Annotated in this window: 26 protein-coding genes; 12 read left to right on the forward strand and 14 right to left on the reverse strand. The window is 59.7% G+C overall.

What is annotated here, in order from left to right; translation table 11 throughout:
• Positions 1–23: 23 nt before the first annotated feature.
• The 8 genes from E5180_RS12910 to pcaF are packed head-to-tail and all read right to left on the reverse strand — an operon-like array spanning position 24 to position 7,648.
• Complete coding sequence (locus E5180_RS12910) at positions 24–794, reverse strand: PaaX family transcriptional regulator C-terminal domain-containing protein (protein ID WP_138924736.1); 771 nt, start codon at positions 792–794, stop codon at positions 24–26.
• Complete coding sequence (gene paaZ, locus E5180_RS12915; protein WP_138924737.1) at positions 784–2,808, reverse strand: phenylacetic acid degradation bifunctional protein PaaZ; 2,025 nt, start codon at positions 2,806–2,808, stop codon at positions 784–786. Before paaZ ends, E5180_RS12910 begins: the two co-directional genes overlap by 11 nt.
• A gap of 10 nt (positions 2,809–2,818) precedes the next feature.
• Positions 2,819–3,883: a 2Fe-2S iron-sulfur cluster-binding protein gene (locus E5180_RS12920; protein ID WP_138924738.1), complete on the reverse strand. Its 1,065-nt coding sequence runs from the start codon at positions 3,881–3,883 to the stop codon at positions 2,819–2,821.
• A 3-nt stretch (positions 3,884–3,886) separates the two neighbouring features.
• Complete coding sequence (paaD, locus tag E5180_RS12925; RefSeq protein ID WP_138924739.1) at positions 3,887–4,354, reverse strand: 1,2-phenylacetyl-CoA epoxidase subunit PaaD; 468 nt, start codon at positions 4,352–4,354, stop codon at positions 3,887–3,889.
• Positions 4,348–5,070 (reverse strand): 1,2-phenylacetyl-CoA epoxidase subunit PaaC, encoded by a 723-nt coding sequence (paaC, locus tag E5180_RS12930; RefSeq protein ID WP_138925220.1) that lies wholly within the window; start codon positions 5,068–5,070, stop codon positions 4,348–4,350. The genes paaD and paaC overlap by 7 nt, the downstream gene beginning before the upstream one ends.
• Positions 5,071–5,123: 53 nt before the next feature.
• Positions 5,124–5,417, reverse strand: coding sequence for a 1,2-phenylacetyl-CoA epoxidase subunit PaaB (gene paaB, locus E5180_RS12935; protein WP_093732089.1), 294 nt, complete (start codon positions 5,415–5,417; stop codon positions 5,124–5,126).
• A gap of 5 nt (positions 5,418–5,422) precedes the next feature.
• The gene (gene paaA / locus E5180_RS12940; protein WP_138924740.1) at positions 5,423–6,415 is read right to left on the reverse strand and encodes a 1,2-phenylacetyl-CoA epoxidase subunit PaaA; all 993 of its coding nucleotides are present in this window, start codon (positions 6,413–6,415) and stop codon (positions 5,423–5,425) included.
• Between the two features lie 30 nt (positions 6,416–6,445).
• Positions 6,446–7,648, reverse strand: coding sequence for a 3-oxoadipyl-CoA thiolase (gene pcaF, locus E5180_RS12945; protein WP_138924741.1), 1,203 nt, complete (start codon positions 7,646–7,648; stop codon positions 6,446–6,448).
• A 239-nt stretch (positions 7,649–7,887) separates the two neighbouring features.
• Between pcaF and serB the strand changes: the two genes are divergently transcribed.
• A complete protein-coding gene (serB, locus tag E5180_RS12950) occupies positions 7,888–8,763 on the forward strand; it encodes a phosphoserine phosphatase SerB (protein WP_138924742.1) in 876 nt (291 codons plus the stop codon).
• A 62-nt stretch (positions 8,764–8,825) separates the two neighbouring features.
• On the opposite strand, the gene E5180_RS12955 is transcribed toward serB, so the two are convergent.
• Positions 8,826–9,806 (reverse strand): asparaginase, encoded by a 981-nt coding sequence (locus E5180_RS12955; protein WP_138924743.1) that lies wholly within the window; start codon positions 9,804–9,806, stop codon positions 8,826–8,828.
• Positions 9,807–9,984: 178 nt separating this feature from the next.
• Between E5180_RS12955 and E5180_RS12960 the strand changes: the two genes are divergently transcribed.
• The 3 genes from E5180_RS12960 (at position 9,985) to E5180_RS12970 (ending at position 12,282) form a co-directional block, all read left to right on the forward strand.
• Positions 9,985–10,515 (forward strand): invasion associated locus B family protein, encoded by a 531-nt coding sequence (locus E5180_RS12960; protein ID WP_138924744.1) that lies wholly within the window; start codon positions 9,985–9,987, stop codon positions 10,513–10,515.
• Between the two features lie 190 nt (positions 10,516–10,705).
• Positions 10,706–11,881 (forward strand): 23S rRNA (adenine(2503)-C(2))-methyltransferase RlmN, encoded by a 1,176-nt coding sequence (gene rlmN, locus E5180_RS12965; protein WP_138924745.1) that lies wholly within the window; start codon positions 10,706–10,708, stop codon positions 11,879–11,881.
• A gap of 188 nt (positions 11,882–12,069) precedes the next feature.
• A complete protein-coding gene (locus E5180_RS12970; protein WP_093732083.1) occupies positions 12,070–12,282 on the forward strand; it encodes a hypothetical protein in 213 nt (70 codons plus the stop codon).
• Between the two features lie 17 nt (positions 12,283–12,299).
• Here E5180_RS12970 and E5180_RS12975 read toward each other — a convergent pair whose 3' ends face one another.
• On the reverse strand, positions 12,300–13,145 hold the full coding sequence (locus E5180_RS12975) for a TIGR00730 family Rossman fold protein (RefSeq protein WP_138924746.1): 846 nt from the start codon (positions 13,143–13,145) through the stop codon (positions 12,300–12,302).
• Between the two features lie 152 nt (positions 13,146–13,297).
• On the opposite strand from E5180_RS12975, the gene dapD reads away from it, so the two are divergent.
• From dapD to E5180_RS13015, 8 genes are all read left to right on the forward strand, one after another.
• Positions 13,298–14,125, forward strand: a complete 828-nt coding sequence (gene dapD / locus E5180_RS12980; RefSeq protein WP_138924747.1) for a 2,3,4,5-tetrahydropyridine-2,6-dicarboxylate N-succinyltransferase — start codon at positions 13,298–13,300, stop codon at positions 14,123–14,125.
• 61 nt (positions 14,126–14,186) lie between these two features.
• Complete coding sequence (locus E5180_RS12985; protein ID WP_138924748.1) at positions 14,187–14,441, forward strand: GlsB/YeaQ/YmgE family stress response membrane protein; 255 nt, start codon at positions 14,187–14,189, stop codon at positions 14,439–14,441.
• 60 nt (positions 14,442–14,501) lie between these two features.
• Positions 14,502–14,840 (forward strand): hypothetical protein, encoded by a 339-nt coding sequence (locus E5180_RS12990; protein WP_093732081.1) that lies wholly within the window; start codon positions 14,502–14,504, stop codon positions 14,838–14,840.
• 84 nt (positions 14,841–14,924) lie between these two features.
• On the forward strand, positions 14,925–16,070 hold the full coding sequence (gene dapE / locus E5180_RS12995; RefSeq protein ID WP_138924749.1) for a succinyl-diaminopimelate desuccinylase: 1,146 nt from the start codon (positions 14,925–14,927) through the stop codon (positions 16,068–16,070).
• Positions 16,067–16,489 carry a GNAT family N-acetyltransferase gene (locus E5180_RS13000; protein ID WP_138924750.1) on the forward strand — a complete coding sequence of 141 codons (423 nt, stop codon included), beginning with the start codon at positions 16,067–16,069 and terminating at the stop codon, positions 16,487–16,489. Before dapE ends, E5180_RS13000 begins: the two co-directional genes overlap by 4 nt.
• Positions 16,486–17,088, forward strand: a complete 603-nt coding sequence (locus tag E5180_RS13005) for a TIGR04282 family arsenosugar biosynthesis glycosyltransferase (RefSeq protein WP_138924751.1) — start codon at positions 16,486–16,488, stop codon at positions 17,086–17,088. Before E5180_RS13000 ends, E5180_RS13005 begins: the two co-directional genes overlap by 4 nt.
• A 3-nt stretch (positions 17,089–17,091) precedes the next feature.
• Complete coding sequence (gene rnr / locus E5180_RS13010) at positions 17,092–19,371, forward strand: ribonuclease R (RefSeq protein ID WP_138924752.1); 2,280 nt, start codon at positions 17,092–17,094, stop codon at positions 19,369–19,371.
• A gap of 80 nt (positions 19,372–19,451) precedes the next feature.
• Positions 19,452–20,708 (forward strand): lytic murein transglycosylase, encoded by a 1,257-nt coding sequence (locus E5180_RS13015; RefSeq protein WP_138924753.1) that lies wholly within the window; start codon positions 19,452–19,454, stop codon positions 20,706–20,708.
• 79 nt (positions 20,709–20,787) lie between these two features.
• Here the strand turns inward: E5180_RS13015 and E5180_RS13020 are convergent, their stop codons facing one another.
• From E5180_RS13020 to E5180_RS13035, 4 genes are all read right to left on the reverse strand, one after another.
• Entirely contained in the window at positions 20,788–21,966 is a 1,179-nt protein-coding gene (locus tag E5180_RS13020; protein ID WP_138924754.1) for an ABC transporter permease, read from the reverse strand.
• Between the two features lie 4 nt (positions 21,967–21,970).
• Positions 21,971–23,638, reverse strand: coding sequence for an ABC transporter permease (locus E5180_RS13025; RefSeq protein ID WP_138924755.1), 1,668 nt, complete (start codon positions 23,636–23,638; stop codon positions 21,971–21,973).
• 102 nt (positions 23,639–23,740) lie between these two features.
• Positions 23,741–24,856 carry an extracellular solute-binding protein gene (locus E5180_RS13030; RefSeq protein WP_138924756.1) on the reverse strand — a complete coding sequence of 372 codons (1,116 nt, stop codon included), beginning with the start codon at positions 24,854–24,856 and terminating at the stop codon, positions 23,741–23,743.
• A gap of 111 nt (positions 24,857–24,967) precedes the next feature.
• On the reverse strand, positions 24,968–26,068 hold the full coding sequence (locus tag E5180_RS13035; protein ID WP_138924757.1) for an ABC transporter ATP-binding protein: 1,101 nt from the start codon (positions 26,066–26,068) through the stop codon (positions 24,968–24,970).
• Positions 26,069–26,221: the final 153 nt, after the last annotated feature.

The following is a 26,221-nucleotide window of genomic DNA, read 5'->3' on the forward strand; positions in this document are numbered from 1 at the left end:
AAAGCATCGCTTTGTGTGCAGCTTCAGACGGTGGCGATTTCCGGCAGATCGGGGCGCGGATAGCGTGACAAAAGCTCTGCGACCATCTGATGCGCGGTCAATCCGGCCCAATCGTCGCGGATCAAGGGGCGGGGCAACGCCGGATGTTTGAGAGCGAGACGACGCCAGTTATGCACAATCAGGCAGCGTAGGGTCGCGATTTGCAACGGGGTCAAAGTCTCGGCTGCGGAGAGGTCGCGCGCCACCCTGTGCAGCGCGTCTGACAGTTGCGTATAGCTTTCGGCCAGCGATGCGGGCTCTAGCTGGCGTTTCATCCAGTTAGGCGCGTCTTGCCCGGGCAGGGCGGCGGCCCCTTTTGGCACAGGCAGGGACGCATTGCCGACATACAGGCGCGGCATCAGGGCAGTGAACCCCGCCTTCTCCGGTGCATCACTATCGGCATCCTCGGTCACGATCATCTGCCAGCGTTCCGGCAGCTCGGCAGGTGTCGCATAAATCCTGCCACTTGCCGCCTGACTTTGCGCGCGGCCTGCGGGCGTCAGGCTGTGGTGGCTGATCCGCCCGTGCTTTTCTGACGCGATCCATTTGTCTTTGCGCAAGCGGTGCAAGGCGACCCTAGCGGCTTCGGGGCGGACATCCATTGCCGTCATGATCGCCGACAACACCGGCCCGCCAATAATCTGACCCTCTTGTCTAGCCATGTCGCCAAAGAGGCTGATCATCAGGGACCAGACCCGCTGCCCGCCGAGGTCTTTCAGAGGTGCGATCGCAAGGTCAAAGTCGTCAATAGGCATTCATGGTCAGCAATTCATATTCGGCCACGGCGGCATCATCCTGATTGGTCAGGGTCACGTGCCAGCGTACCTCACCGTAGTCATCATTGCGAGGCGTCTTTGCTTTGACGCTTAGGCGCACCTTGATGCTATCGCCCGCCTGCACGGGTGCCATGAACCGCAGGTTGTCCAACCCGGTGTTCGCCAGCACAGGTCCGGGGTCGGGTTGCACGAACAGACCTGCGGCAAAGCTGAGCAGCAGGTACCCATGGGCAACGCGGCCGGGAAAGAACGGGTTTGCCTTGGCCGCGGCGTCGTCCATATGCGCATAGAACGTATCGCCGGTGAAATGCGCAAAGGTTTCGATGTCTTCCAGCGACACGACACGGCTGGCCGAATTGAACGTCTCGCCCAGATCAAGCGCACCAAAATGGCGGGTAAATGGGTGGCCGCGGTCCGAAATCTCGGTCGCGCCTGGGGTCCATTGCTTGCTGATGGCGGTCAGAATGTCGGGGCTGCCCTGAATGGCGGTACGCTGCATGTAATGCATGACGCCGCGCACGCCGCCAAGCTCCTCGCCGCCGCCCGCACGCCCGGGCCCACCATGCACCATATGGGGCAGGGGGGCACCGTGGCCCGTCGCCTCGGCCATAGAATCGCGGTTGTTGAAATAGAGCCGCCCGTGAAACGCGCCGGCCCCCATCGCAATCTGCCGTGCAACATCGCCGTCGCGTGTGATGATCGACGCAACCAGCGACCCTTTGCCCTTGTTCAACAATGCGATGGCATGTTCGGTATCGCGGTAGGGCATGATGGTGGACACAGGGCCAAAGGCTTCGGTGTCGTGCACATGGGTGGCGGCATCGGGATCAGCGCAGTGGAACAGCATCGGCGGGACAAAGGCACCTTTCTGTGCATCCGCGCCCTCTAACGCGAAGGCATCGGGGTCGCCAAAGACACGCTCCGCCTCTGACCCGATCAGCGCGGCTTTCGTCAGCACGTCACGACGTTGCGAAAGTGAGACAAGCGCGCCCATCTTCGTGCTGTCCAGTCGCGGGTCCCCGATGGTGACTTTGGCCAAGCGATCCGTCAGGGCTGCAATCATCGCATCCACATGGGGTTGCGGGACCATGATCCGGCGGATGGCGGTGCATTTCTGCCCCGCCTTGGCCGTCACCTCGCGCTGGACCTCTTTGACGAACAGGTCAAACTCCGGCGTGCCGGGGCCCGCATCAGACCCTAACACAGAGGCATTGAGACTATCTTGCTCAGACGCGAACCGGACAGAGCGTTCGACCAGCACAGGGTTGCTGCGCAGTTTCAGGGCCGTTTCTGCTGATCCGGTAAAGCTGACCACATCCTGACAATCGAGGTGGTCCAACATAACGCCCAAGCCCCCCGTCACCAGCTGGATCGCGCCATCTGGCAGAATGCCGGACTGGATCATCAGGCGGAAACAGGCTTCGGTCACCTGACAGGTGGCGGTGGCTGGTTTGACGATGGCGGGCACACCGGCGAGCAGCGTCGGGGCGAGCTTTTCCAACATGCCCCAAACGGGGAAGTTGAAGGCGTTGATATGCACCGCGACGCCTTGCAGCGGCGTGCAGATGTGGCGCCCCATGAACTGACCGGTGCGGCCCAACTGTTCCACGGGACCGTCCAGATAGACCTGATCATCCGGCATCTCGCGACGGCCCTTGGCGGCATAGACCTGCATCGTGCCGATGCCGCCATCCACGTCGATCAGGTGGTCGGACTGCGTACCGCCCGTGTCGAACGACAGCTCGTATAGGCTCTGTTTATGGTCATTCAGGTATAGCGCGACAGCCTTGAGCATCTTGGCACGGTCATGAAACGTCAGGCTGCGCAGGGCAGGCCCACCGATGTCACGGGCGTAGCCCAGCATTGCCTGAACCTGCAGCGCGTCATTGCCTGCTTGGGCGATAACATCGCCGGTAATCGCGCTTGCGATGTGGCGTGCACCGGCACCGGGGTTGATCCATTGTCCGGCGGCAAAGCTTTGAATATCGCGCATGTCAGGCCCCTTAGTGATGGTCGTAGTCAATGAAAAGCGTGTCGCTCAGCGGATAGCTTTGGCAGCTCAGGCGGTAACCGCGTTCGACCTCGTAATCCTCCAGCGCATGGTTCGACAGCATCTCGACCTCGCCTTCGGTCACCTTGCACATGCAGGTCGAACAGACCCCTGCTTTGCAGGCAAAGGGCGCATCAAGGTTGTTTTCCAGCGCCGCGTCGAGCACAGACTGACCCTTGGCCATGGTAAAGCTGTGCTGCGCGCCGTCGATTTTTACGGTGACTTGCGTTTCGGCCTTACCCTTGCTGCGCTTGGCCATTTCCTGTTTCGCCAGACGACCCTGCTGGCTTTCGCTGAAGAGCTCGAATTTAATTTGATCAGGCTCTAACCCGTGGGTTTTTAGTGCGTCAGCAATAGCAAGCATCATCGGTTCAGGGCCGCAGATAAAGGCCATATCCATGTCAGACACGTCGATCCATGTCTTGAACAGCTCGGCGCATTTATTTCGGTCCACACGGCCGGTGAACAGATCGATATCCTGCCCGCTTTCCAACATGTGGATGACGCTCAACCGACCCATATACCGATTCTTGAGGTCCTCCAGCTCTTCGCGGAACATGATCGTGTTCACGGCGCGGTTGGCATAGACCAGCGTAAAGGTTGATTTGGGCTCGCGTTTCAGAACGGTCTTGAGGATCGACAGCACCGGCGTGATCCCCGACCCGCCGGCAAATCCAAGGTAATTCTTCGCGTGATCAGGCTCTAATACGGCGGAAAACGTGCCTTGAGGGGGCATTGCGTGCAGCGTATCCCCGACCTGTAATATCTCGTTCGCAAAGCTAGAGAACGCGCCGCCATCCACCCGCTTGATCCCGACTTGCAACACACCGTCGTCCAGACCCGCGCAGATGGAATAGTTGCGGCGCAGTTCGGTACCGCCGAAATCCTGTCTGAATGTCAGATACTGCCCCTGCTTGAAGGCGAAAGCCGTTGGGTCTTCGGGTTGCAGGGTCAACACGACGGCGTCGCGGATCGTGCGGTGAATATCAGTCACTAATAAGGGGAGAAATTGGCTCATTGGTCAGATACACTTAAAATAATCGAAGGGTTCCAGGCAGTCGGTGCAGCGCCATTGCGCCTTGCAGGGGGTCGATCCGAACTGGCTGATCTTTTCCAGATGCGTCGACTGGCAGCGGGGGCAGCGTTCGGGGCCACCTGCGGGTTGGGGCGGGGCGATGCCGTAACCTTCGAGCTTTGCGCGGCCCGCTTCGGTCATCCAGTCCGAGGTCCAGGCAGGCGAGAGTTGCCGCTTTAGGGTCAGTTTTTCGATCCCGTGCCCGCGCAATGCCGTTTCGATATCAAGGTTGATGATCGTCGTCGCAGGGCAGCCGGAATAGGTTGGTGTCACCGTCACCTCAAGTGTGTCACCGGACCATTGCACATCGCGGATGATCCCCAGATCAGTGAGGGAGATCGCCGGGATCTCGGGGTCGGGCACAGCGTCCAGCCAGCCCCAAACTGTCTCTAACGCGGGCTTTTCGACTACCATGTCGCATCCGGGTAGGCGCGTTGAAGCCATTGCATTTGCGTCAGCATATGCCCCAGATGTTCCGAATGGCGTTTGCCTGATTTGCCGCCGCGATGGCCGAAATCATCTTGGGGTTTTGTCAGTGTGGCTGCGGTGAAGACATCATTCACCAACGTATCATAGGCGGGGCGTAGGGACGCGGGATCGGGCGCGATGCCTGCAGCGACCATGGCATCATCGACGGCGTCGCCCATGAACATTTCCCCGACATAGGGCCACAACAGGTCCACCGCATTTTGCATTCTGCGGTGGCTTTCTTCGGTCCCGTCACCAAGGCCGATCACAGTGTCCGTCGCACGCTCCAGATGATAGGTCACCTCTTTGCTCGACTTTTCCGCGATGGCGGCGATCTGCGTATTATTGCTGCCCATCAGCGCGGTCAGCTGTGACAAATGCCATGCGTCAAACAGGAACTGGCGCATGAGGGTCTGACCGAAATCACCGTTGGGTTGTTCGACCAGCAGCAGGTTGCGGAAATCCCAAACGTCACGATGAAAGGCAAGCCGGTCGGCATCGCGACCCGCGTCTTCGACCTCGCCCGCGAGATCCAGCCACAGCGTCGTCTGCCCGATGAGATCCAGCGCGGTATTCGCCAGCGCGATGTCTTCTTCCAGCACGGGGGCGTGCCCGCACCATTCCGAAACGCGGTGCCCGAGAACGAGGGTATTGTCCCCCATCCGGCACAGAAACTCGAACAAATCGCCTTTGTTAGGGTCTGTTTGGGGTGTGCTCACATCGCCCCCACTTCGTCTGGAATGTCAAAGAAGGTGGGGTGGCGATAGACCTTGTCGTTGGCTGGCTCATACAGCGGGCCTTTTTCCTCGGGGGAGGAGGCGGCGATCTGGGTCGCTTCGACGACCCAGATGCTCACGCCTTCGTTGCGACGGGTGTAAACATCACGGGCGTTCTTGATCGCCATTTCGGCATCTGCCGCGTGCAGAGAGCCAACATGCCGGTGGCTCAGCCCGTGCTGGCCGCGAATGAAAATCTCGAACAGGGGCCATTCATGTGTTGTGCTGCTCATCTTGCCTACTCCGCTGCCAGTTTCGCGGCGCGTTTCTTCGCCGCATGTGCCATCAGGCCGTCGCGTACCCATGCGCCGTCGTCCCACGCTTTGTTGCGCGCAGCGAGCCGTTCGGTATTGCAGGGACCATTGCCCTTGAGCACGTCAAAGAATTCGTCCCAATCGGGCTGGGTAAAGTCATAATGCCCGCGTTCCTCGTTCCACTTCAGTTCGGGGTCGGGGACGGTCAGGCCCAGATATTCGGCCTGCGGCACACATTCATCGACGAACTTCTGACGCAGCTCGTCGTTGGAGTTCATCTTGATCTTCCACGCCATCGATTGCGCCGAATGGACGGAATTTTCGTCCGACGGGCCGAACATCATCAACGCAGGTCCCCAGAACCTGTTTAACGCGTCCTGCGCCATCTTGCGCTGCGCGTCTGTGCCCTTCGCCATCTTCATCATGATGTCGTAGCCTTGGCGCTGGTGAAAGGATTCCTCCTTGCAGATACGCACCATCGCGCGGGCGTAGGGGCCGTAGGATGTGCGCTGCAGCGGGACCTGATTCATGATCGCGGCACCATCCACGAGCCAGCCTACGGCGCCCATATCGGCCCATGTTAGGGTCGGATAATTGAAGATAGAGCTGTATTTCATCTTGCCCGACAGCAAGTCGCGGGTCAGCTGGTCGCGGCTGACCCCCAGTGTTTCAGCGGCACAGTAAAGATACAGGCCGTGGCCTGCCTCGTCTTGTACCTTTGCCAGCAGGATCGCTTTGCGTTCCAGCGTCGGGGCGCGGGTGATCCAGTTGCCCTCTGGCAACTGGCCCACGATTTCCGAATGCGCGTGCTGGCCGATTTGCCGGATCAGGTTCTTGCGATACCCGTCCGGCATCCAGTCTTTCGGCTCGATCTTGCCGCCCGCATTTATCCGTTCCTGAAAGGCGCGTTCCTGCGGATCCATCTCTTCGAGAGATTTGACACCTTGGCCGGTGGATTTGATCATCTGTGCATACATTGTTCAGATCCTTTCAGGGGGATAATTGCGTTAAGCGCGTTCGAGAATGATAGCGACGCCTTGGCCGACGCCGACACACATGGTGCACAGCGCATAGCGGCCGCCTGTGCGTTTCAGTTGCAGGGCTGCGGTCATGACCAGACGCGCACCGGACATCCCCAGCGGGTGACCGATGGCAATCGCGCCGCCGTTGGCGTTCACATGGGGGGCGTCATCGGCCACACCCAAAGCCCGCAATGTGGCGATCCCTTGCGAAGCGAATGCTTCGTTCAGTTCAATCACATCCATCTGGTCGATGGTCAGACCTGCGCGGGCCAGAACTTTCTGGCTGGCGGGGACAGGGCCGATCCCCATGACGCGCGGTTCAACACCGGCGGCAGAGATGCCAACAACACGCGCAATCGGGGTCAGCCCGTGCTGCGACGCTGCCGCCCCGGACGCCATCAGCATTGCCGCCGCGCCATCGTTCACGCCAGAGGCATTGCCCGCAGTGACGGTCAGGTCGGGGCCATTGATCGGGCGCAGTTTGGTCAGCGCTTCGATCGTGGTGCCGGGCCGCGGGTGTTCGTCGCGGTCAAAGACAATCGGGTCGCCCTTGCGCTGCGGGATCGAGACCGGGGTGATTTCATCGGCAAACACGCCCGCCTTGTCCGCGGCTTCCCAACGGTCCTGGCTGCGCTTGGCAAAAGCGTCCTGGTCGGCGCGGCTGATGTCATAGTCTGTGGCGACATTATCGCCGGTTTCGGGCATCGATTCGACGCCGTATTGCGCCTTCATCTTGGGGTTTACAAAGCGCCAGCCGATGGTGGTGTCATAGACGGCGTTGTTGCGTGAGAATGCAGTTTCCGCCTTGGGCATCACAAAAGGCGCACGGGTCATGCTTTCGACACCGCCGGCAATCGCCAGATCCATGTCGCCTGCCTTGATCGCGCGGGCAGCAGCACCGACGGCATCCATACCGGAGGCACAAAGGCGGTTGATCGTTGCACCGGGCACATCGACCGGCAAGCCCGCCAGCAGTGCTGCCATACGTGCCACGTTACGGTTGTCTTCGCCGGCCTGATTGGCGCAGCCAAAGATCACGTCATCAATTTTGGACCAATCCAGATCAGGATTGCGGGCCATCAATGCAGCAATGGGTGCCGCAGCAAGATCATCGGCACGCACCGATGACAATGCGCCGCCAAAGCGGCCGATGGGTGTGCGCTGTGCGTCACAAATAAAAGCGTCCATAAAAGTCTCCCTTGGTTGATGAGCCTAGGGATAGTCGCGATTCGACGCAACTTAAATGTTACCTGACATTTTTCAGTCTCGATATTTTGTAACATTAGGCTGGGGTGTTAGTCGCGCTGCGGCGCGGACGGCTTCTTGTTCAACCTTCCCCCGCAGGAGCCCTGAAACAGGGGTGGAAACCTCGGTGAAACAATGCGCAGATGCGCCCCAGATTGAATTGACGAGAACGGACCTACCCCATGCATAGTGTGACCCTGTTAACCTCTCCTCAACGCCCGCAGCTTGAGGCGTCTTTGGTCGATGCTGTTCGAAATGCATGGGGGGGCGGGGATGCCGTTTGGCTGGCTCCGGACGAGGCCGCGCGCTTTGACATGAAGCGGATGCCTGGCAATCGTTGGGATGTCTGGGCCGAATGTCAGGGGATGGGCGTCGATCTGGTGATCACCCCGTCCGAAGGGGCGCGCAAGAAGATGCTGCTGGCTGATATGGACAGCACCATGATCCAGCAAGAATGCATCGACGAATTGGCCGATGAGGCTGGTGTGGGCGACCGCGTAAAAGAGATCACCACACGCGCCATGAACGGCGAGCTGGATTTCGAAGAGGCGCTGCGCGAACGCGTCGGCCTGCTGAAGGGGCTAGATGAAGCGGTTATCACGCGCGTTTTGGCAGAGCGGATCACCCATATGCCCGGCGGACAGACCTTGATCGCGACGATGAAAGCGAACGGTGCCTACGCGGCGCTCGTCTCGGGCGGGTTCACGGCGTTTACCGCTGCCGTCGCAAAGGCGCTTGGGTTCGACGAGAACCGCGCGAATACATTGCTGGCCTCAGACGGGGTGCTGACCGGCGATGTGGGGGTGCCGATCCTTGGAAGACAAGCCAAAGTCGATGCGCTGGAAGAGATCACCGCGCGGCTGGGTCTGACCGAGGCCGATGTGATCGCCGTGGGCGACGGGGCTAATGATCTGGGTATGCTGGCCCGCGCCGGCATGGGGGTGGCGTTGCACGCCAAGCCCGCAGTCGCTGCTGAATGCGATGTCCGGATCAACTTTGGCGACCTGACGGCGCTGCTCTATGTGCAGGGATACACCAAGGACGAATTCGTCAGCTAATTCCGAGAGGTGCATGGGGCGCTGCCCCATACCCCGGGATTTTGCACCATTTGGAAGCGGCTTTAGGCAAAACCCGCTGCGGGCTTGAGCATGCCGGTGATGATGCCGCGACGGTTTTCAATCGGGGCGTTGCGGTATTTCAGAGCCTCGGGGTGGTTCGGGTCAAGCGCGCCCAGTTTGATCAGGATTGATGTAATCGCACATTCTGCGGCGCGTTTGGTGCCGCAGGCGGCTTTGAGTGCCACGCCGATTTTCTGATCTGGCAGGATCGCGATAAAAAACCCTTCGGCACCGGTCTTGAGCGCGACTTGGCCGTTCGTCGCACGCATCAGGTTGGTGCAGGCGCGGGTTTCGCCGGCGACAAGGTCGGGATGCAAACGCATGGCTTGATGCAGGCGCGCCTCGGCCGAACCATCAGGCGCGGCGGCGAAATGGGCCATCGCACGGGCCATGCCATGTAGGGTCGTCGCAAAATTCGGGACAGAGCAGCCGTCGATGCCAAAACCCGGAGAGGTGGTGCCGGTCACCCGTTCAAATGCCTCAAGGCAGGCACGCTGCACGGGGTGGTCCGGCTTTTCGTAGTCCGCACCGCCGCCCGTATGGGCGTTGACCGACAGGAAGCCCGCGTGTTTGCCAGAGCATTCGTGGTGAATTTGGCACGGCTGCTGGTCTGCGCAGGCCAGTGAATCGCGCGCGGCCACGTCGCCCGGTTCGGCTGCTCCGCAGCGAAAGGCGCTGTCGTTCAGTCCTAAAGTATCAAGCCAGTCAGAGATGATTCCCACATGCAAATCCGCTGCCTGATGCGATGCGCACGCAAGGGCCAGATGTTGCGGGCCAAGGCCATAGGCATCAGCAGCGCCAGACTGGACCAGAGGCAGCGCCTGAATCATTTTGGCAGAGGACCGAGGCAGGATCACCGTGTCGGGATCCCCCCAGGCGTGCAGGATCTGACCGCTGCTGTCACAGACCACCGCATGACCCGAATGCACGCTTTCCAGAAACGGACCACGCCAGATTTCGGCAAAGGGGGCTGCTTGGGCCATGATTTGTCCTTTTCGTTGGCGAATTCCTGCCAATCAGGGTTTCGTGTGTCGCCTGTTTGACGTTATTATGCTTGTTGACGAAAGAAATACAGTTCCTTTGACAAGAGCGCCTCCCGAAGGGCTGCCATTGGGGGATTGTAGTGATGTTGAGGTTATTGGCGGCTGGAGGCCCAGGTAGATGATGAACTTTAGGACGATTGGTTTAGCGGCGGCGCTGGCGGGGCTGAGCGCAGGCAGCGTGTTCGCGCAAGCGCAAAGCACGAACCGCGTAGCGGCAGAGACGGACTGGAGCGTATTCGTCGAAGACAACCCGACCGAATGTTGGGGCGTGTCCACACCGAAAGAATCCGTGAACTCGCGGGATGGCCGCGTTGTATCTGTAAGCCGGGGCCAGACGTTGTTGATGGTCTTCTACCGTCCAAGCGCGGGTGCCAAGGGGCAGGTGGCCTTTACCGGCGGCTATCCCTTTGCTTCTGGGTCGACCGTCAACATGAACATCGGAGGCACTACGTTTGAACTGTTCACGGAGGGCGAGTGGGCCTGGCCTGCAACCACCGAGGATGACAACAAGATCATCGCCGCCATGAAGCGCGGTTCTGATGCCAAGCTGACGGGCCGTTCGGGCCGTGGCACCCAGACCGAAGACTCGTTCTCGTTGTTGGGGTTCACAGCCGCGGTTGACGACGCTGCCAAACGCTGCGGCGGCTAAGGTTTTTCGCCTGATCTGATTGCAAAGCCCTGCCCTTGGCGGGGCTTTTTCCGGTACGACACGGCCCACAAACGGGCCCTGACGGTCCCAGCCATGCACTGAGGCTGCGTCAGCAATGCGGCGTTTCCTTTTGATTTAGGGAAAAATCCCTATATAGAGCGCTCAAACCCCTGCACACTGGAGAATCCCCATGTCTGCGACCGCGCCGATCACTCAAGATGTCATGACCATTCCGCGTAAGCAGGCGGAGGGGCCGATGAACCTTGTCGGGCTGACCCGTGACGCCATGCGCGCTGCGTTGATTGCCGAAGGTACGCCTGAAAAGCAGGCGAAGATGCGCGTCGGGCAGATCTGGCAGTGGATCTATCAATGGGGCACCCGTGACTTTGCCGACATGACCAACCTGTCGAAAGCGTTCCGCGCCGAGCTGGCCGAGAAGTTTGTGATAGAAGTGCCGGAGGTCGTGACCAAGCAGGTGTCAGAGGATGGCACCCGCAAGTATCTGGTGCGCATCGCGGGCGGTCATGAGGTCGAGGTGGTGTATATCCCCGAAGAAGGCCGCGGCACGCTTTGTGTCAGCTCGCAGGTTGGGTGTACGCTGACGTGTTCCTTCTGCCACACAGGTACGCAAAAACTCGTGCGCAACCTGACTGCGGCCGAGATCATCGGGCAGGTGATGGTGGCGCGGGATGATTTGGGCGAATGGCCAGTGCCCGGGACCATCTCCGAGGCGCCACGGCTGTTGTCCAACATCGTCCTAATGGGCATGGGCGAGCCGCTGTATAACTTTGAAAACGTGCGCGACGCGATGAAGATCGCAATGGACCCCGAGGGCATCCAGCTGTCACGCCGCCGGATTACGCTATCGACCTCGGGTGTGGTGCCAGAGATCGCCCGCACAGCCGAAGAAATCGGCTGTCAGCTGGCCGTGTCGTTCCACGCGACCACGGATGAGGTGCGCAACAATCTGGTGCCGATCAACAAGCGCTGGAACATCGCAGAGCTGATAGAAGCGCTGCGGGCCTATCCTAGGGTCAGCAATTCTGAACGGATCACGTTTGAATATGTGATGCTCGACGGGGTGAACGATTCAGACGCCGACGCGTACCGCCTCGTAGAGCTGATCCGTGGCATTCCGGCCAAGATCAACCTGATCCCGTTCAACGAATGGCCCGGCGCACCGTACAAACGGTCGTCGAACAACCGTATCCGCGCGTTCTCCGAGATTGTGTATCAGGCCGGCTATGCCTCGCCCGTGCGCAAACCGCGCGGCGAAGACATCATGGCCGCGTGTGGTCAGTTGAAATCTGCGACCGAACGCGAACGCAAATCGCGCAAGCAGATCGAGGCTGACGCGGGGATGTAATCCATTAGTTTCAAGCGAGTAGCATGATGCAGCCGTCCCGATTTGGGGCGGCTGTTTGCATTTGTAGCGGTCGATTGTGGCGCGCTCACCGTGAAATGACCTTGGGTCCGCCGCATTTAAGCAGAAATTAAGTCATCATCGCCCAGAATATTGCTTCCATCGACAACACAATCAGGAGCGATACTGCGATGACTATCATTATTAAAAACGACGCCTTTATCACTGCCGATGTACTGGCACTTGTAACCCGCGAACGCGAAAGCGCCTTGTCCTACCGCGAATGGAAACATCGTCTGGCCGGCTATGGCTATGGGGTACGTGACACGGACCACGGTTCCGTTCTGGAAACGCTGCCGCATCACGTAGAGGTCTGTGTGCTTCCGGCTGATCTGTGCGTGTGATCTGACAAAAGGGTCTTTCAGCGTCCGGGGACTTCCTCTCGGGCGGGGGCAGTATCCCAATTTTCGATCAGCTTCATCGCCTCGTCGGCGGATTCTACAAATTGGAACAGGTCCAGATCCTGATCCGAGATCGTGCCCGCGTCGGCCAGCGCATCCCAGTTGATGATCTTTTCCCAGAACGCACGACCGAACAGCAGGAAGGGTATCCGCGACATGCGGCCCGTCTGGATCAGGGTTAGCGTCTCGAACATCTCGTCCAGGGTGCCGAAACCGCCCGGGAATACGCAGATCGCACGTGCACGCATCAGGAAATGCATCTTGCGGATCGCGAAGTAGTGAAAGTTAAAGCACAGCTCGGGTGTGACGTATTCATTCGGTGCCTGTTCAAACGGGAGCACGATATTCAGCCCGATGGATTGCCCGCCTGCGTCGACGGCGCCGCGGTTGCCTGCCTCCATCACGCCTGGGCCACCGCCTGTGACGATGACGTTATCCTGGCCGTCGCTCTCCATCGATTTCAGCGTCATCAGCCGCGCGAATTCGCGGGCTTCATCATAGAAATGCGACAGATCGGCCAGCGTCTTGGTGCGGGCCTTGTCCTTGTGGGCGGGCGCGGGGATACGCGCGCCGCCGAACAGCACGATGGTGGATTTGACGCCATGCGCATCCAACGCCATCTCGGGCTTCAGCAGTTCAAGTTGCAGCCGGACGGGGCGCAATTCCTGACGACACATAAAATCATCATCGGTAAAGGCCAGCCGGTAGGCAGGGGCCCGCGTCTGCGGCGTGTCGGGAACATCCTGTGCCGTGGCGCGGTCGTCGCCGGCCTGCCGCAAGGGGTGGCGTTTTGAATCGGTCATCATACTCTCCGGTCTATGCGGGCGGTTCGCGCCCTTTATCGCAACATGCCCGCCTTTGGCGCAAATGACCACGCCATCCGACGTCATTGCACGACGGGCCTGACGACTGTATAGCCAGTCGCAACATTTGACCCTCATTCGCCGGAGCTACACCCATGTCGAACGCCCAACTTGAAACCGCCATCGAAGCCGCTTGGGATGCCCGTGACACGATCACATCCGCCACCACAGGCGAAACACGCGACGCGATCGAAGACACGCTGGCCGCGCTTGACAGTGGCAAGCTGCGCGTCGCCGAAAAAATGGAAAATGGCGATTGGCATGTGAACCAATGGGCCAAAAAGGCGGTTCTGCTGGGCTTCCGTATCAAGGATATGGAACAGCACGACGGCGGCCCGCAGGGCAGCGGCTGGTGGGACAAGGTCGATAGCAAGTTCAAAGGCTGGAATGACGCCGACTGGAAAGAAGCAGGCTTTCGCGCTGTGCCAAACTGCGTCGTGCGCAAGTCGGCCTTTATCGCGCCGGGCGTGGTCCTGATGCCGTCGTTCGTGAACATCGGTGCCTATGTCGACAGCGGCACAATGGTCGACACATGGGCGACCGTCGGGTCCTGCGCGCAGATCGGCAAGAACGTTCACCTGTCGGGCGGCGTTGGCATTGGTGGCGTGCTTGAACCCATGCAGGCCGGGCCAACGATCATCGAAGACAACTGCTTTATCGGGGCGCGCTCCGAAGTTGTCGAAGGCTGCATCGTGCGCGAAGGCTCTGTTCTGGGGATGGGCGTTTATATCGGGCAGTCGACCAAAATTCTGGACCGCGAAACAGGCGAAGTCTTTTATGGCGAAGTCCCCGCAGGGTCGGTCGTTGTGGCAGGGTCCATGCCGTCAAAGAACGGTGTGCACCTCTATTGCGCCGTCATCGTAAAGCGCGTGGACGAGAAAACACGCTCGAAAACCTCGATCAACGAGCTTTTGCGCGACTAAGGGAACCTTTTCACAGATCTGTGAGTTCACTCTCTGAAACAAGATTTATGGAGAATTTGAAATGACAGGTTTGGGTTGGTTTGCAGCAATTATCGTCGGTGGTCTGGCCGGGTGGATCGCGGAAAAAATCATGAAGTCCGATATGGGGCTGATCATGAACATTATTCTGGGGATCATTGGCGCGCTTGTCGCCAACTTCCTGCTGGTTGCCATCGTCGGCGCGACCTTGGGCGGCTGGATCGGTCAACTGGTTGTCGGGATCATCGGGGCCTGCCTGCTGATCTGGGTAACACGTTTGGTACGCGGACGTAGCTGACCCTTTTCAGGCGACGCAGAACAAGGTAGGGCTGCCGCATCTTAATGCGGTGGCCCTTTTATGTCTGACCAGAAGAAACCCAAAAAACCGTCGCGCCAGCAGGTTTATACCTTGTTGGTCGAAATCGGGCGCAAGGACGGTGACGGCTTGCCGGATAAGGCGACCGGTGCCGCGCTGATGTGCTTTGCGTCTGGTATCGACGAGGCAGAAGCGGTGCGCGAAACGGTTGCCATTCTCAAGCAGGCAGACACGAACCCACTGGACGTGACCGGATACGGCACCCTTGCCGAGCGCGAAGAAGAAGGCCACGAAATCGACGAGGATGAACGCGCGTTGATGGCGCGGGCACTGGATGAAAACTCGGTCATCATTGCGCAAATGACGCCGTTTTTCGACTAGGGCGTACCTTCGCCCCCTTGGCTTCCTTGTGTTTTCCTCACAAATGTAGGGCAACACCGCGAAACACGCCAAAGGAGCTCTGACATGACCAGCATCGATCCCGTAGACCTAACCGCCAAACTGGTGCGTTGCCCGTCGGTCACCCCCGCAGATGGGGGGGCACAACAGGTGTTGTACGATCTGTTGACCGATGCGGGGTTTGACTGTGCGTGGGCCGACCGTGGCGGGATCAAGAACCTTTTTGCGCGTTGGGGCAAGCAGGGAAACACCCGTAGCTTTGGCTTTAACGGTCACACCGATGTCGTGCCCATCGGGAACGAGGCCGACTGGACGATGCCGCCCTTTGGCGCAGAGATCAAAGACGGCATTATGTACGGGCGCGGCACCACCGATATGAAATCCGGTGTGGCCGCCTTTACCGCCGCGGCCATCGACTTTGTCCGTGATACACCGCCGGACGGATCGATTGTGCTGGCGATCACCGGAGACGAGGAAGCCGAAGGCATCGACGGCACCCGCGCATTGCTGGATTACATGAAAGACGCAGGCGAGCGGATGGACGTTTGTCTGGTGGGCGAGCCGACGTGCCCCAACTCTATGGGCGAGATGATTAAAATTGGGCGGCGCGGGTCCCTGAACGCGCATTTCCGCGTGATCGGCAAACAAGGCCACGCGGCCTATCCCCACCGCGCCAACAATCCGATGCCCGCGATGATGCGGCTGATGGACCAGCTTGCCTCGCATACCCTTGACGACGGGACTGATCATTTCGACCCGTCTACATTGGCGATCGTCACGGTCGATACCGCCAACCCCGCGACCAATGTGATCCCCGCTGAAACCCGCGCGACGGTGAACATCCGCTTTAACGACATGCATTCGGGCGGCAGTCTGACCACATGGCTGGAAGAGCAGGCCGCCGCGATCCGCGACAGCTTTGGCGTGCAGATCGAACTGAAGGTCAAGATATCGGGCGAAAGCTTTATCACGCCCCCCGGTGATCTGTCCTATCTGGTCTCCAAGGCGGTGCAGGCAGAGACGGGGGTGACGCCTGAACTGTCTACCTCTGGTGGGACATCGGATGCGCGGTTCATGAAGCACCACTGCCCAGTGGTCGAATTCGGTCTGGTCGGGCAATCCATGCATGAGGTCGACGAGAACGTCGAGGTGGCGCAGATTCACCAGTTGAAATCAATCTATACCCGCATCCTGAAGGACTATTTCGCATGACTGCCCATATCGCTGTGACCGAAGACCTTGCCAGCTGCCACCTGCTGCGCCGCATCGTCTTTATCGAAGAACAGAACGTAACAGAGGCGGAAGAGCTGGACGACCGTGACGGCGATGCGACCCATTTCCTTGCGACCGAAGAAGAGCTCCCCATCGGGTCGGCGCGGATGCATATCAAAGGCGACACAGCCAAGATCGGGCGGGTGTGTGTGATCAAATCCCACCGCGGTACCGGGCTTGGCGCGGCGCTGATCCGTGCGGCCGTCGAAGAGGCGCGCAAGGATCCGGCGGTGAGGTTCGCGAAGCTCGGCGCGCAGCTGCATGCGTTGGGGTTCTACGAGAAACTCGGGTTTGTGGCGCAGGGACCGGTCTTTGACGACGCAGGCATTGACCACCGCGAGATGGTCCTTTCCTTTTGAACCGCACATTGGTCATCATGGTGAAGGAGCCGCTGCCGGGGCGGGTCAAGACGCGGCTTGGCCGTGATCTGGGCATGACCGCCGCCGCGTGGTGGTTCCGGCATCAGACCCGCGCATTGATCCGCCGTGTGCAAGACCCGCGCTGGCAGGTGGTGCTGGCTGTCGCACCGGATCGGGCAGGGCTGTCCAGCCGCGTCTGGCCCGCGCATCTGCCCCGCTGGCCGCAAGGGCGCGGTGATCTGGGCGACCGCATGGGCCGCATGCTGCGCGGTGCGCCTGCGGGGCCGGTTTGCGTCATCGGTGCCGATATTCCGGGCGTGACCTCTGCACGGGTGGCAGAGGCGTTTCGCGCGCTCGGGTCGCATGATGCGGTGTTCGGGCCCGCACCGGACGGGGGCTATTGGCTGATCGGCTTGAAACGCGCCCGCCCCGTTCCGCCGCGCCTGTTTGAAAACGTCCGCTGGTCGACGGAACATGCGCTGGCCGATACTGTCGCCACGCTGCCCGATCACCGCATTGCACAGGTCGCGACATTGAGGGACGTGGATACAATCGACGATTTGCCCATGACGAAGCGGGGTGCGCGTGCTACCTCGTGAAGCATGAGCAAAATACCTTCAAAGCCCGAGATCCTTGAATGGATCGCCGAAAACCCCACTCTGGCCGCCAAGCGTGATATCGCTAAGGCGTTCGGCATCAAGGGAGCGGCCCGGATTGACCTGAAACGCGTGCTGAAAGAGCTGGAGGCCGAAGGCCATCTGGAAAAGCGCAAGCGCAGTTATCAAGATCCCGACCGGTTGCCGCCAGTGTCCGTGTTGCAGATTACCGGCCCCGATAAGGACGGCGACCTGTTTGCCAAACCGATGGAATGGCAGGGCGAAGGCGTAGAGCCGATCGTGCTCGTAATACCGCGGGCCTCCGACCCTGCCTTGGGTGCAGGGGACCGCATCCTCGCGCGTCTGACCTTGGTTCAGGGCGAGGATTTTCACTATGAGGCGCGGCTGATCCGTCGCATCGGCGCGAACCCGCAACGGGTGCTGGGTATTTTCCGCAAGACAACCGAAGGCGGGCGCATTGTGCCCATCGATAAAGGGTCGGACAAGGAATGGTGGGTGCCCGGTGACGCAACCCACGGTGCCAAAGACGGCGAGCTGGTCGAGGCCGAACAATCGGGGCCAAAGGCCCGCATGGGGTCCCCGCGGGCACGTATCGTTGAACGCCTTGGCGATCCGTCCGCCCCCAAGGCCGTGTCCCTGATAGCGATCCACCAGCACGGTATCCCCGACGATTTCCCTGATGATGTGATGGCGCAAGCCGATGCGGCGAAACCCGAGGGCCTGAAAGGGCGCGAGGATCTGCGTGATTTGCCGTTGATCACCATCGACCCCTCTGACGCGCGCGACCATGATGACGCGTGCTATGCCCATGCTGACGAAGACCCCAAGAACGAGGGTGGCCATGTCGTCTGGGTCGCGATCGCGGATGTCGCCGCCTATGTCACCCCCGGCTCTGCGCTGGACCGCGAAGCGCGCAAACGGGGCAATTCGACTTACTTCCCCGACCGCGTTGTCCCGATGCTGCCTGATCGTCTGTCGGGCGACCTGTGTTCGCTGCACGAAGGCGTGGCGCGCGCCTGTATCGCGGTGCGTATGGTGTTGGATGCCGAGGGCAACAAGATCGGCCATACGTTCCATCGCGGGCTGATGCGGTCGCCTGCTTCGTTGCACTACGAAGAGGTGCAAGACGCGATAGACGGCAATCCGAATGACCGCACGGGCCCTTTGCTAGAGTCTGTTCTAAAGCCTGTTTATGCCGCCTACGCCGCCCTGAAAGCTGCACGTGCCGAACGCCAGCCGCTGGACCTTAACCTGCCTGAGCGGCGGATCGAACTGGACGCGGACGGGACCGTAAAGTCGGTGAACTTTAAGGACCGTCTAGACGCGCACCGCCTGATCGAAGAGTTCATGGTGTTGGCCAATGTCGCGGCCGCCGAGACGCTGCTGGCGAAGAAAACGCCGCTGCTCTACCGCATTCACGAAGAACCCTCGCCTGCCAAGCTGGATGCCCTGCGCGAGACGGCGCAGGCGGCGGGCTATACGTTGGCCAAGGGGCAGGTGCTGCACACGCGCCATCTGAACAAACTGCTGAATGACGCGGCGGGTACCGATGATGCCGAGCTCATCAACCTGTCGACGTTGCGGTCGATGACGCAGGCCTATTACGGGCCTGCGCACATCGGGCACTTTGGTCTGGCGCTGCGGTCCTATGCGCATTTCACGTCTCCGATACGGCGCTATGCGGATCTGATCGTGCACCGCGCGCTGATCACTGCACACGGTTGGGGCAACGACGGGCTGAGCCAGCTTGATATCGAGGATATCGAACAGACCGGCGCACATATCTCGGACACCGAACGCCGGTCCATGGTGGCAGAGCGGGACACCACCGACCGTTATCTGGCGTCTTATTTGTCTGAACGTGTCGGCAATGAATTCTCGGGCCGGATCAGCGGCATCGCGCGGTTCGGAGCCTTTGTGAAGCTGGACGAAACCGGTGCCGACGGGCTGCTGCCCATGCGGTCCCTAGGGCGCGAGTATTTCCATTTCGATCAGGATGCAGGCACGCTGATGGGGTCGGACACAGGCATGATGATCTCTGTCGGGCAACGGGTCACTGTGCGCCTGTCCGAGGCCGTGCCGGTCACAGGTGGCATCGCGTTGGAGCTGCTGACGATCGAAGGTGACGCGATTTCACAGGGCGGCAAAGGCGGCAAGCGCGGGCGCGGTGGCTCTGCTGGGCGCACCAATCCAAAGCGCAAAGCGGTCAAGGCCAAGCGCAAGTCCGACAAGGTCAAACTCAAGGTCAAACGCACCCGGCAATAACACGCACAGCGGGCATATCATTCTTTCTGGCCCCTGCATTTGCCGCTACGCTTTGGCATGATGCTGGGAAGGGTCTGTTTATGAAACTGCTAACGATTGCTGTATTGGCCGCCGGGGTGACGTTTACTGTCGGCCCCGTGACAGGGCTGTTGGCCCAGACGGACAGCGCGGCGCGCCCTGCTGCCGCCGCGCAAGAGACTGGAAGCGACGCGGGGCTGCAAGACTGGCTGACAGCGTTCCGCGCCCGTGCGTTGGCGGCAGGAATCGACGGCTTGGTATTTGACCGCGCAATGCAAACAGTGCGCTATGACACAGAGGTCATTCGCCGTGATCGAAACCAGTCGGAATTCACCAAAACCATCTGGGATTATCTGGCAACCGCGACCTCTGACTTGCGGATTGCCAACGGTAAAAAGGCGCTCGCAGAACAGGCGGACGCGCTGGCGCAGATTGAAAAACGCTATGGCGTTGAAAAAGAGATCGTAACCGCGATTTGGGGACTGGAAAGCGCCTATGGCACGTTCAGGGGCAGCGATCCGGTGCTGACCTCGCTCGCGACGCTGGCCTATGACGGGCGGCGGCGGGCGTTCTTCGAGGGCGAGCTGCTGGACTCGCTGCGGATTTTGCAGGCAGGCGATACCACGCCTACGCAGATGCAGGGCAGTTGGGCCGGGGCAATGGGGCATACACAGTTCATGCCGTCGTCCTTCCAGCTTTATGCCGAAGATTTCACCGCAGACGGCAAGCGTGACATCTGGGGCGACGATCCGCGTGATGCGCTGGCCTCGACCGCGGCGTATCTCAAGCACTTTGGCTGGGTCTCGGGCCAGCCTTGGGGTGTTGAAGTGCAACTGCCCGACGGGTTCGACTATCTGTTGGCGGGCCGCGATATTCTGAAGACCGCGGAGGAATGGACAGCCCTCGGAGTGGCCCCCGTGACAGGGGCGCTGGAGGATCACGGGCCTGCGTCTTTGCTGTTGCCCGGCGGCGCAGAGGGCGCGGCGTTTCTGATATATACCAATTTCGCGGTGATCGAACGCTATAACTCGGCAGATGCTTATGTGATCGGGGTCGGACATTTGGCTGACCGCATCGCCGGAGGTGATCCAATCCGCCACAGCTGGCCCGTGCAGGATCGGGCGCTCAGCTACGACGAGCGGATCGAGCTGCAAACGCGCCTTACTGCGCAGGGATTCGATACGGTAAAGATCGATGCCAAGATCGGCCCGCTGACAATCAGCGCGGTGCGCGCGTTCCAATTGTCGCAGGAACTGCTGCCTGACGGCTATGCTTCGCTTGGTTTGTTGGAAGCCTTACGCGCTGTCGCGGGCGAATAGTCTGCCGCAAAAGAAATGAGCCGGACCTTGGGGTCCGGCTCATGCCTTCGGCGAGGATTTTTTACCATTTGGAAGTGGCTTAGCCGGGTGACATGCCACGCAGGCGTTCCGAGCGGCGGCGCAGCATTTCGACCACGGTCAGCAGGCAGATCGAGATCACCACGAGGATCGTTGCCACGGCAAGGATCGTGGGGCTGATCTGTTCGCGCAGGCCGGTGAACATTTGCCACGGCAGGGTTTTCTGACCGGCAGAGCCGACAAAAAGGACCACGACGACTTCGTCAAACGAGGTGATGAAGGCGAACAGCCCGCCTGAAATGACGCCCGGCAAGATCAGCGGCATTTGTACCCGAAAGAAGGTCGTGACCGGATTGGCACCCATGTTCGCCGCGGCGCGCGTCAGTGAGCGATCAAAGCCCACCAACGTCGCCGTGACGGTGATGATGACGAACGGGATGCCCAAGGCCGCGTGAGCGAGCACGACGCCGACATAGGTTCCTTGCAGGCCAACGCGGCTGTAGAAGAAGTACATCCCAGCGGCTGAGATGATTAGCGGGACGATCATTGGCGAAATCAGGATCGCCATGATCGCGCGGCGGAAGGGCACGTGCTGCTGGCTGAGGCCGATGGCGGCAAGCGTCCCGAAGCTGACCGAGAGCAAGGTCGCGGCAGGCGCGATCTTGACCGAGTTCCAGACGGCACCTTGCCATGCAGAGCTGTTGAAGAAGTCCTTGTAGTGGCGCAGTGAATAGCCTTCGGGATCAAAGCGCAGCATTTCAGGCGTGAAGGTAAAGAAGTTCTCTGCGTTGAAGCTGAGCGGCATGACCACGAGGATCGGTGTGATCAGGAACACAAGGACGGCACCGCAGATGATGCGGAAGGTGAAATGCCACAGGACTTGCCCCGGTGTCAGATAGGGGGCGACCTTGGCGCGGTAGCGTCCTTCGTAGAGCCAGAAGCTGAACCAGCCGAAGAACCAACCGAAGATGACCCCGAGCACCAGCATGGGGACACCGCCAAGGAAAAACCCGATGACGGCGAGCAGGATCACAGCGGCCCAACGGCCAACGGTTTCGTTCTTGATCAGTTGCGTCAGGCTGAACGCCAGCGCGCCCATCGTCAGCGCCCCGATCACGATACCCAGTAAACCGCTGCCTTGGGCGGTACCGACGAAGAGGCCGGCAAAGGCACCGGCGGCAGCGACGACCGGTACATAAAAGCTCACCGGTTTGCGGGAGATAGGTGTGAGTGCGACCATTGGTTCAGCCTCCCAATTTTACGTTATCGATGCCGACGATCTTGTCGTAGGCCCAGTAAAGCCCGAGCACCACCGCCAGCAGGATCGCCCCGAGTGCGGCCGCGAGGCCCCAGTTCAGCGAGCTGGAGATGTGGTAGGCAATCCGGTTCGAGATGAATGTCCCCGTGGTGCCGCCAACGATTTCGGGCGTGATATAATAGCCGATCGACAGGATGAACACGAGGATCGACCCCGCGCCGATGCCGGGCACCGATTGCGGGAAATACACGCGCCAGAAGGCGGTCCAGTTGGTCGCCCCCAGCGATTTCGCCGCGCGCAGATAGCTAGGTGGTACCGTTTGCATCACGGAATAGAGCGGCAGGATCATGAACGGCAGCAGGATATGCGTCATCGCGATGATCGTACCGGTCTGGTTGTTGATCAACGCCAGACGGCTGTCGTCGGCTACGATGCCCAGCCAGACCAGCGTATCGTTAATGACACCTTGCTGTTGCAGCATCACTTTCCATGCCGAGGTGCGCACTAGAAGCGATGTCCAGAACGGCAGTAGCACGAGGATCATCAGCAGGTTAGCAGTGCGGGCGGGCAGGTTGGCGAGGATCCAGGCCACCGGATAGCCCAGCAAGATACAGCTGACCGTAATGCAGATCGACATAAATAGTGTGCGCAAGAACAGCTTGCCATAGATGCGCTCGTTTTCAGGACGGAATTCAGGGCCGTCCGAAGACTTCTGCATATCGACAGCGTTCAGGAAATACCCGTTGGTGAGTGCCGGGCTGTAGGCGCGGATCGTGCCCCAAATGGGTGTTTTACCCCAGTCTTTGTCAATCTTGCTGAAAGCTGCTTTATAATCGACAGTCTCAAAGGCAGGGGCAGCGGCGGCAGCTTCGATCAGTTCAGCAGAGGCAGGGCCGGTGTAGCTTGCGATCTGCGCCGCGGTCGGGCCGTTCAGATCGTCATAGAACGCGGAATAAATAAGCGCCCAAGGGTCTTCTTTGTACAGGTTTTCCTCGTCGTCATTTTGAACGAAGTCGGCGAAAATCTCGTAGTATTCGGCGGTCTCTGGCAGCAGTTCTGCCATGCCTTCGCGCATCTTGAATGCGGGCTGCACATCGCCGGTGGATTCCTTCCAGTCGGAAATTTCTGCCAGCCAAGCATCTGAGCCAAGCAGGGCGTTCCAGTTTTCGCCCTTTTTCCAGAAATTATTCAGGTCTTCGAATTGGTCCTGAAACACTTCGCCGATGTCATCAACGCCACGGCCCGACTTGCGAAACAGGGACGATGCACCCGTCAGTTCGTAGTTGAGCCGCGAGCCCAAGCGGGTGTGCAGCTTGCGTTCTTGCGCGATAAACAGGTCTTCGTAGAGTGCTTTGTAAACGGGGGCACCGGGCGTTTCGCCGCTTTCACTGTCCCATTCCGCAAGTGTTTGTGTGGTGCGGGGCAGCGTGTTTTGCACGATCTGGTTCTCGACAGAGCGGAACAGCATATCGGCAATCGGTGCGATAAAGGTGACTAGGATAAAGATCAGTAGGGGGGCGATCAGCAGAAGCGCGCTGAGCTTTTGACGACGCAGTGCCCGGTTCAGGCTGCGCTTTAGCGGCGTGCCGTCGGCCGCAAGCACGGGGCCGGTCTGTTCAGATGTGTCGTTCGTCGCGTCGGCTGTGTCGCTCATATCGGCCCCATGGGGTTAGGTCGCGGGAAAATCGGAAAATGGCATAACGGATACCGGAGGGTGGAGGAGGCCAGCGTGGCCTCCTCCGAACGGGCTAAGCGCTTATTGCGCCAACCATGCTTGGAATTTCGCGTCGATGTCGTCGCGGTAGTCAGCCCAGAACTCGTAGTTGTACAGGAACGTGTTCGTTGCGTTGGCCGGATCGGTTGGCATGTGAGGTGCCATGTCGATGCCCAGTTCTGCGTGCTTGCCAACCATAGGAGCGGAGGACAAACGGGCAGGGCCGTAGCTGATGTACTGCGATTGATCCGCCAGACGCTGTGTGTCTGTCGCGAATTTCACAAAGTCTTTGACGCGGGCCAGACGGTCGTCAGGCAGGCCTGCGGGGATGATCCAACCGTCAAGGTCGAACACCTGAGCGTCCCAAAGCATTGCAACGGGCTGGTCCTGCTCTTCGATGACGCTGAACAGACGGCCGTTGTAGGTCGATCCCATGACGACTTCGCCATCGGCCAGCAGCTGTGGCGTATCGGCACCGGCGGACCACCAGATTACGTCGTCCTTGATGGTGTCGAGCTTGGCCAGAGCCTTCTCTTGACCTTCGGGGGTTGCCAGAACGTCATATACTTCGTCTTTGGCAACGCCGTCACAGAGCAGCGCCCATTCCATGTTGTTGATAGGACGCTTTTCCAGTGCGCGCTTGCCTGGGTAGGCTTCGGTGTCGAAAACGTCGCAGATTTTGGTCGGGGGCGTGTCGCCAACCATATCGGTGCGGTAGCCGAATGTGGTCGAATAAACGATCTGCGGGATAAAGCAGTCGCTGACCAGCAGGTCGCCAAAGTCGTCTTCGGCAGATGTCCCGTCAGGGGCTGCGGCCAGCATTTCCTCGGCGTCGATTTCCATCGCCAGACCTTCGTCACACAGGCGGATGGCGTCAGCGGCAACCACGTCGACCAGATCCCAGGTCACGTTGCCGGCTTCGTTCATCGCGCGCAGCTTGGCCACGGCTTCGTTCGAGCTTTCGTCCCAAACGGCAGAAATTTCAGGATGCATTTCCAGATAGGGCTGCAGATATGCTTTGTCCTGGCTGGCTTGGTATGCGCCACCCCAGGAAACAAGCGTCATCTCTTTGGCCATGTCCGCATGCGCATCGGCGAATGCCAATGTGCCAGCGCCAATGATCGCGGAGGATGCGAGTAGCGTTGTCGTAAACTTCATTCGTAAGTCTCCCATTATATGCCCGTTAGGGTCTTGAGGATGTGATATCGGGCTTAACCACACCCTCGTACGACGCCGTCGATCGTTGGACGGCCGACCGCGACCTGACGCTTACGCGTCGAGGGCGCGGCAATCCTCTGCCAGCCAACCGATTTCGATCTGCTGGCCTGGCTTCAAACGAACCTGATCGGGTGCGTTTCGTGTCTTGATGATAAAGTTGTCGGTCCCGGCAACCCGCAGGCGGGTGCGGAAGATGTCGCCCATATAGACGAACTCAAGCACTTCGGCTTTCAGGGTGTGTGCCCCTTCCTGCATCCGTTCCTTGTTGAATTCAACGCGCTCAGGGCGGATCGAGACGCGGGTGCGTTCGCCGGCGCGTGTGACGTTGATCGGCTTTGCCTCGATCAGGCCGCCGCCGTCCAGTTGCACAAGGCAGGTGCCGCCTTTGATCTCTGTCACGACCCCTTCGAGGGTGTTATTCTCGCCGATGAACTGTGCGACAAAGCTGTTTTCGGGCTCTTCGTACAGCAGATCCGGTGGGGCCAGCTGTTGGATGCGCCCATTTTCGAACACGGCTACGCGGTCGGACATTGTCAGCGCTTCGGTCTGGTCGTGGGTCACGTAAACCACGGTAATGCCCAGTTCATGCGCCAGATGCGTGATTTCAAACTGCAAGGTTTCGCGCAGCTGTTTATCCAGGGCCCCCAGCGGTTCGTCCATCAACACGAGTTCGGGTTCGAATACCAAGGCGCGCGCCAGGGCGACACGTTGCTGCTGGCCGCCCGAAAGCTGTGCCGGACGGCGGCCGCCGAAATCACCCATCTGAACACGGTCCAGCGCGATCTTTACTTGCGCTTCACGTTCGGACTTGCCGATTTTGCGGACCTCAAGCGGAAAGGCGAGGTTTTCGGCAACTGTCATATGCGGGAAAAGCGCGTAGTTCTGGAACACCATGCCAATGCCGCGTTTGTGCGGCGGGATGTTATTGATCGATTTGCCATCCAGCCGGATGTCGCCGTGCGTGGCCGTTTCGAAACCCGCGAGCATCATCAGGCAGGTGGTCTTGCCGGACCCCGATGGCCCGAGCATCGTCAGAAACTCGCCTTTCGGCATCGACAGGTTAAGATCTTTTACGACAAGATTTTCGCCGTCATAGCTTTTCTGCACGCGTTCAAATTCTACAAACGCATTTGTTGCTGAAGTATCTGCCAAAGCTGGCTCCCCGTTTATTGTGACGTTCAAGCGCCCTTGTTGACAGAAAGTTAAAGCGGGGTGGTTTCTAGTTTGCAACCAATTAACGACAGTTTTGGGCAGAAAGCGTCAATTGCAGGAAGATTAGCGGTTATTTGACGAGAAACAGTTCGT

Source organism: Sulfitobacter sp. BSw21498 (assembly GCF_006064855.1).
Lineage (GTDB): Bacteria > Pseudomonadota > Alphaproteobacteria > Rhodobacterales > Rhodobacteraceae > Sulfitobacter.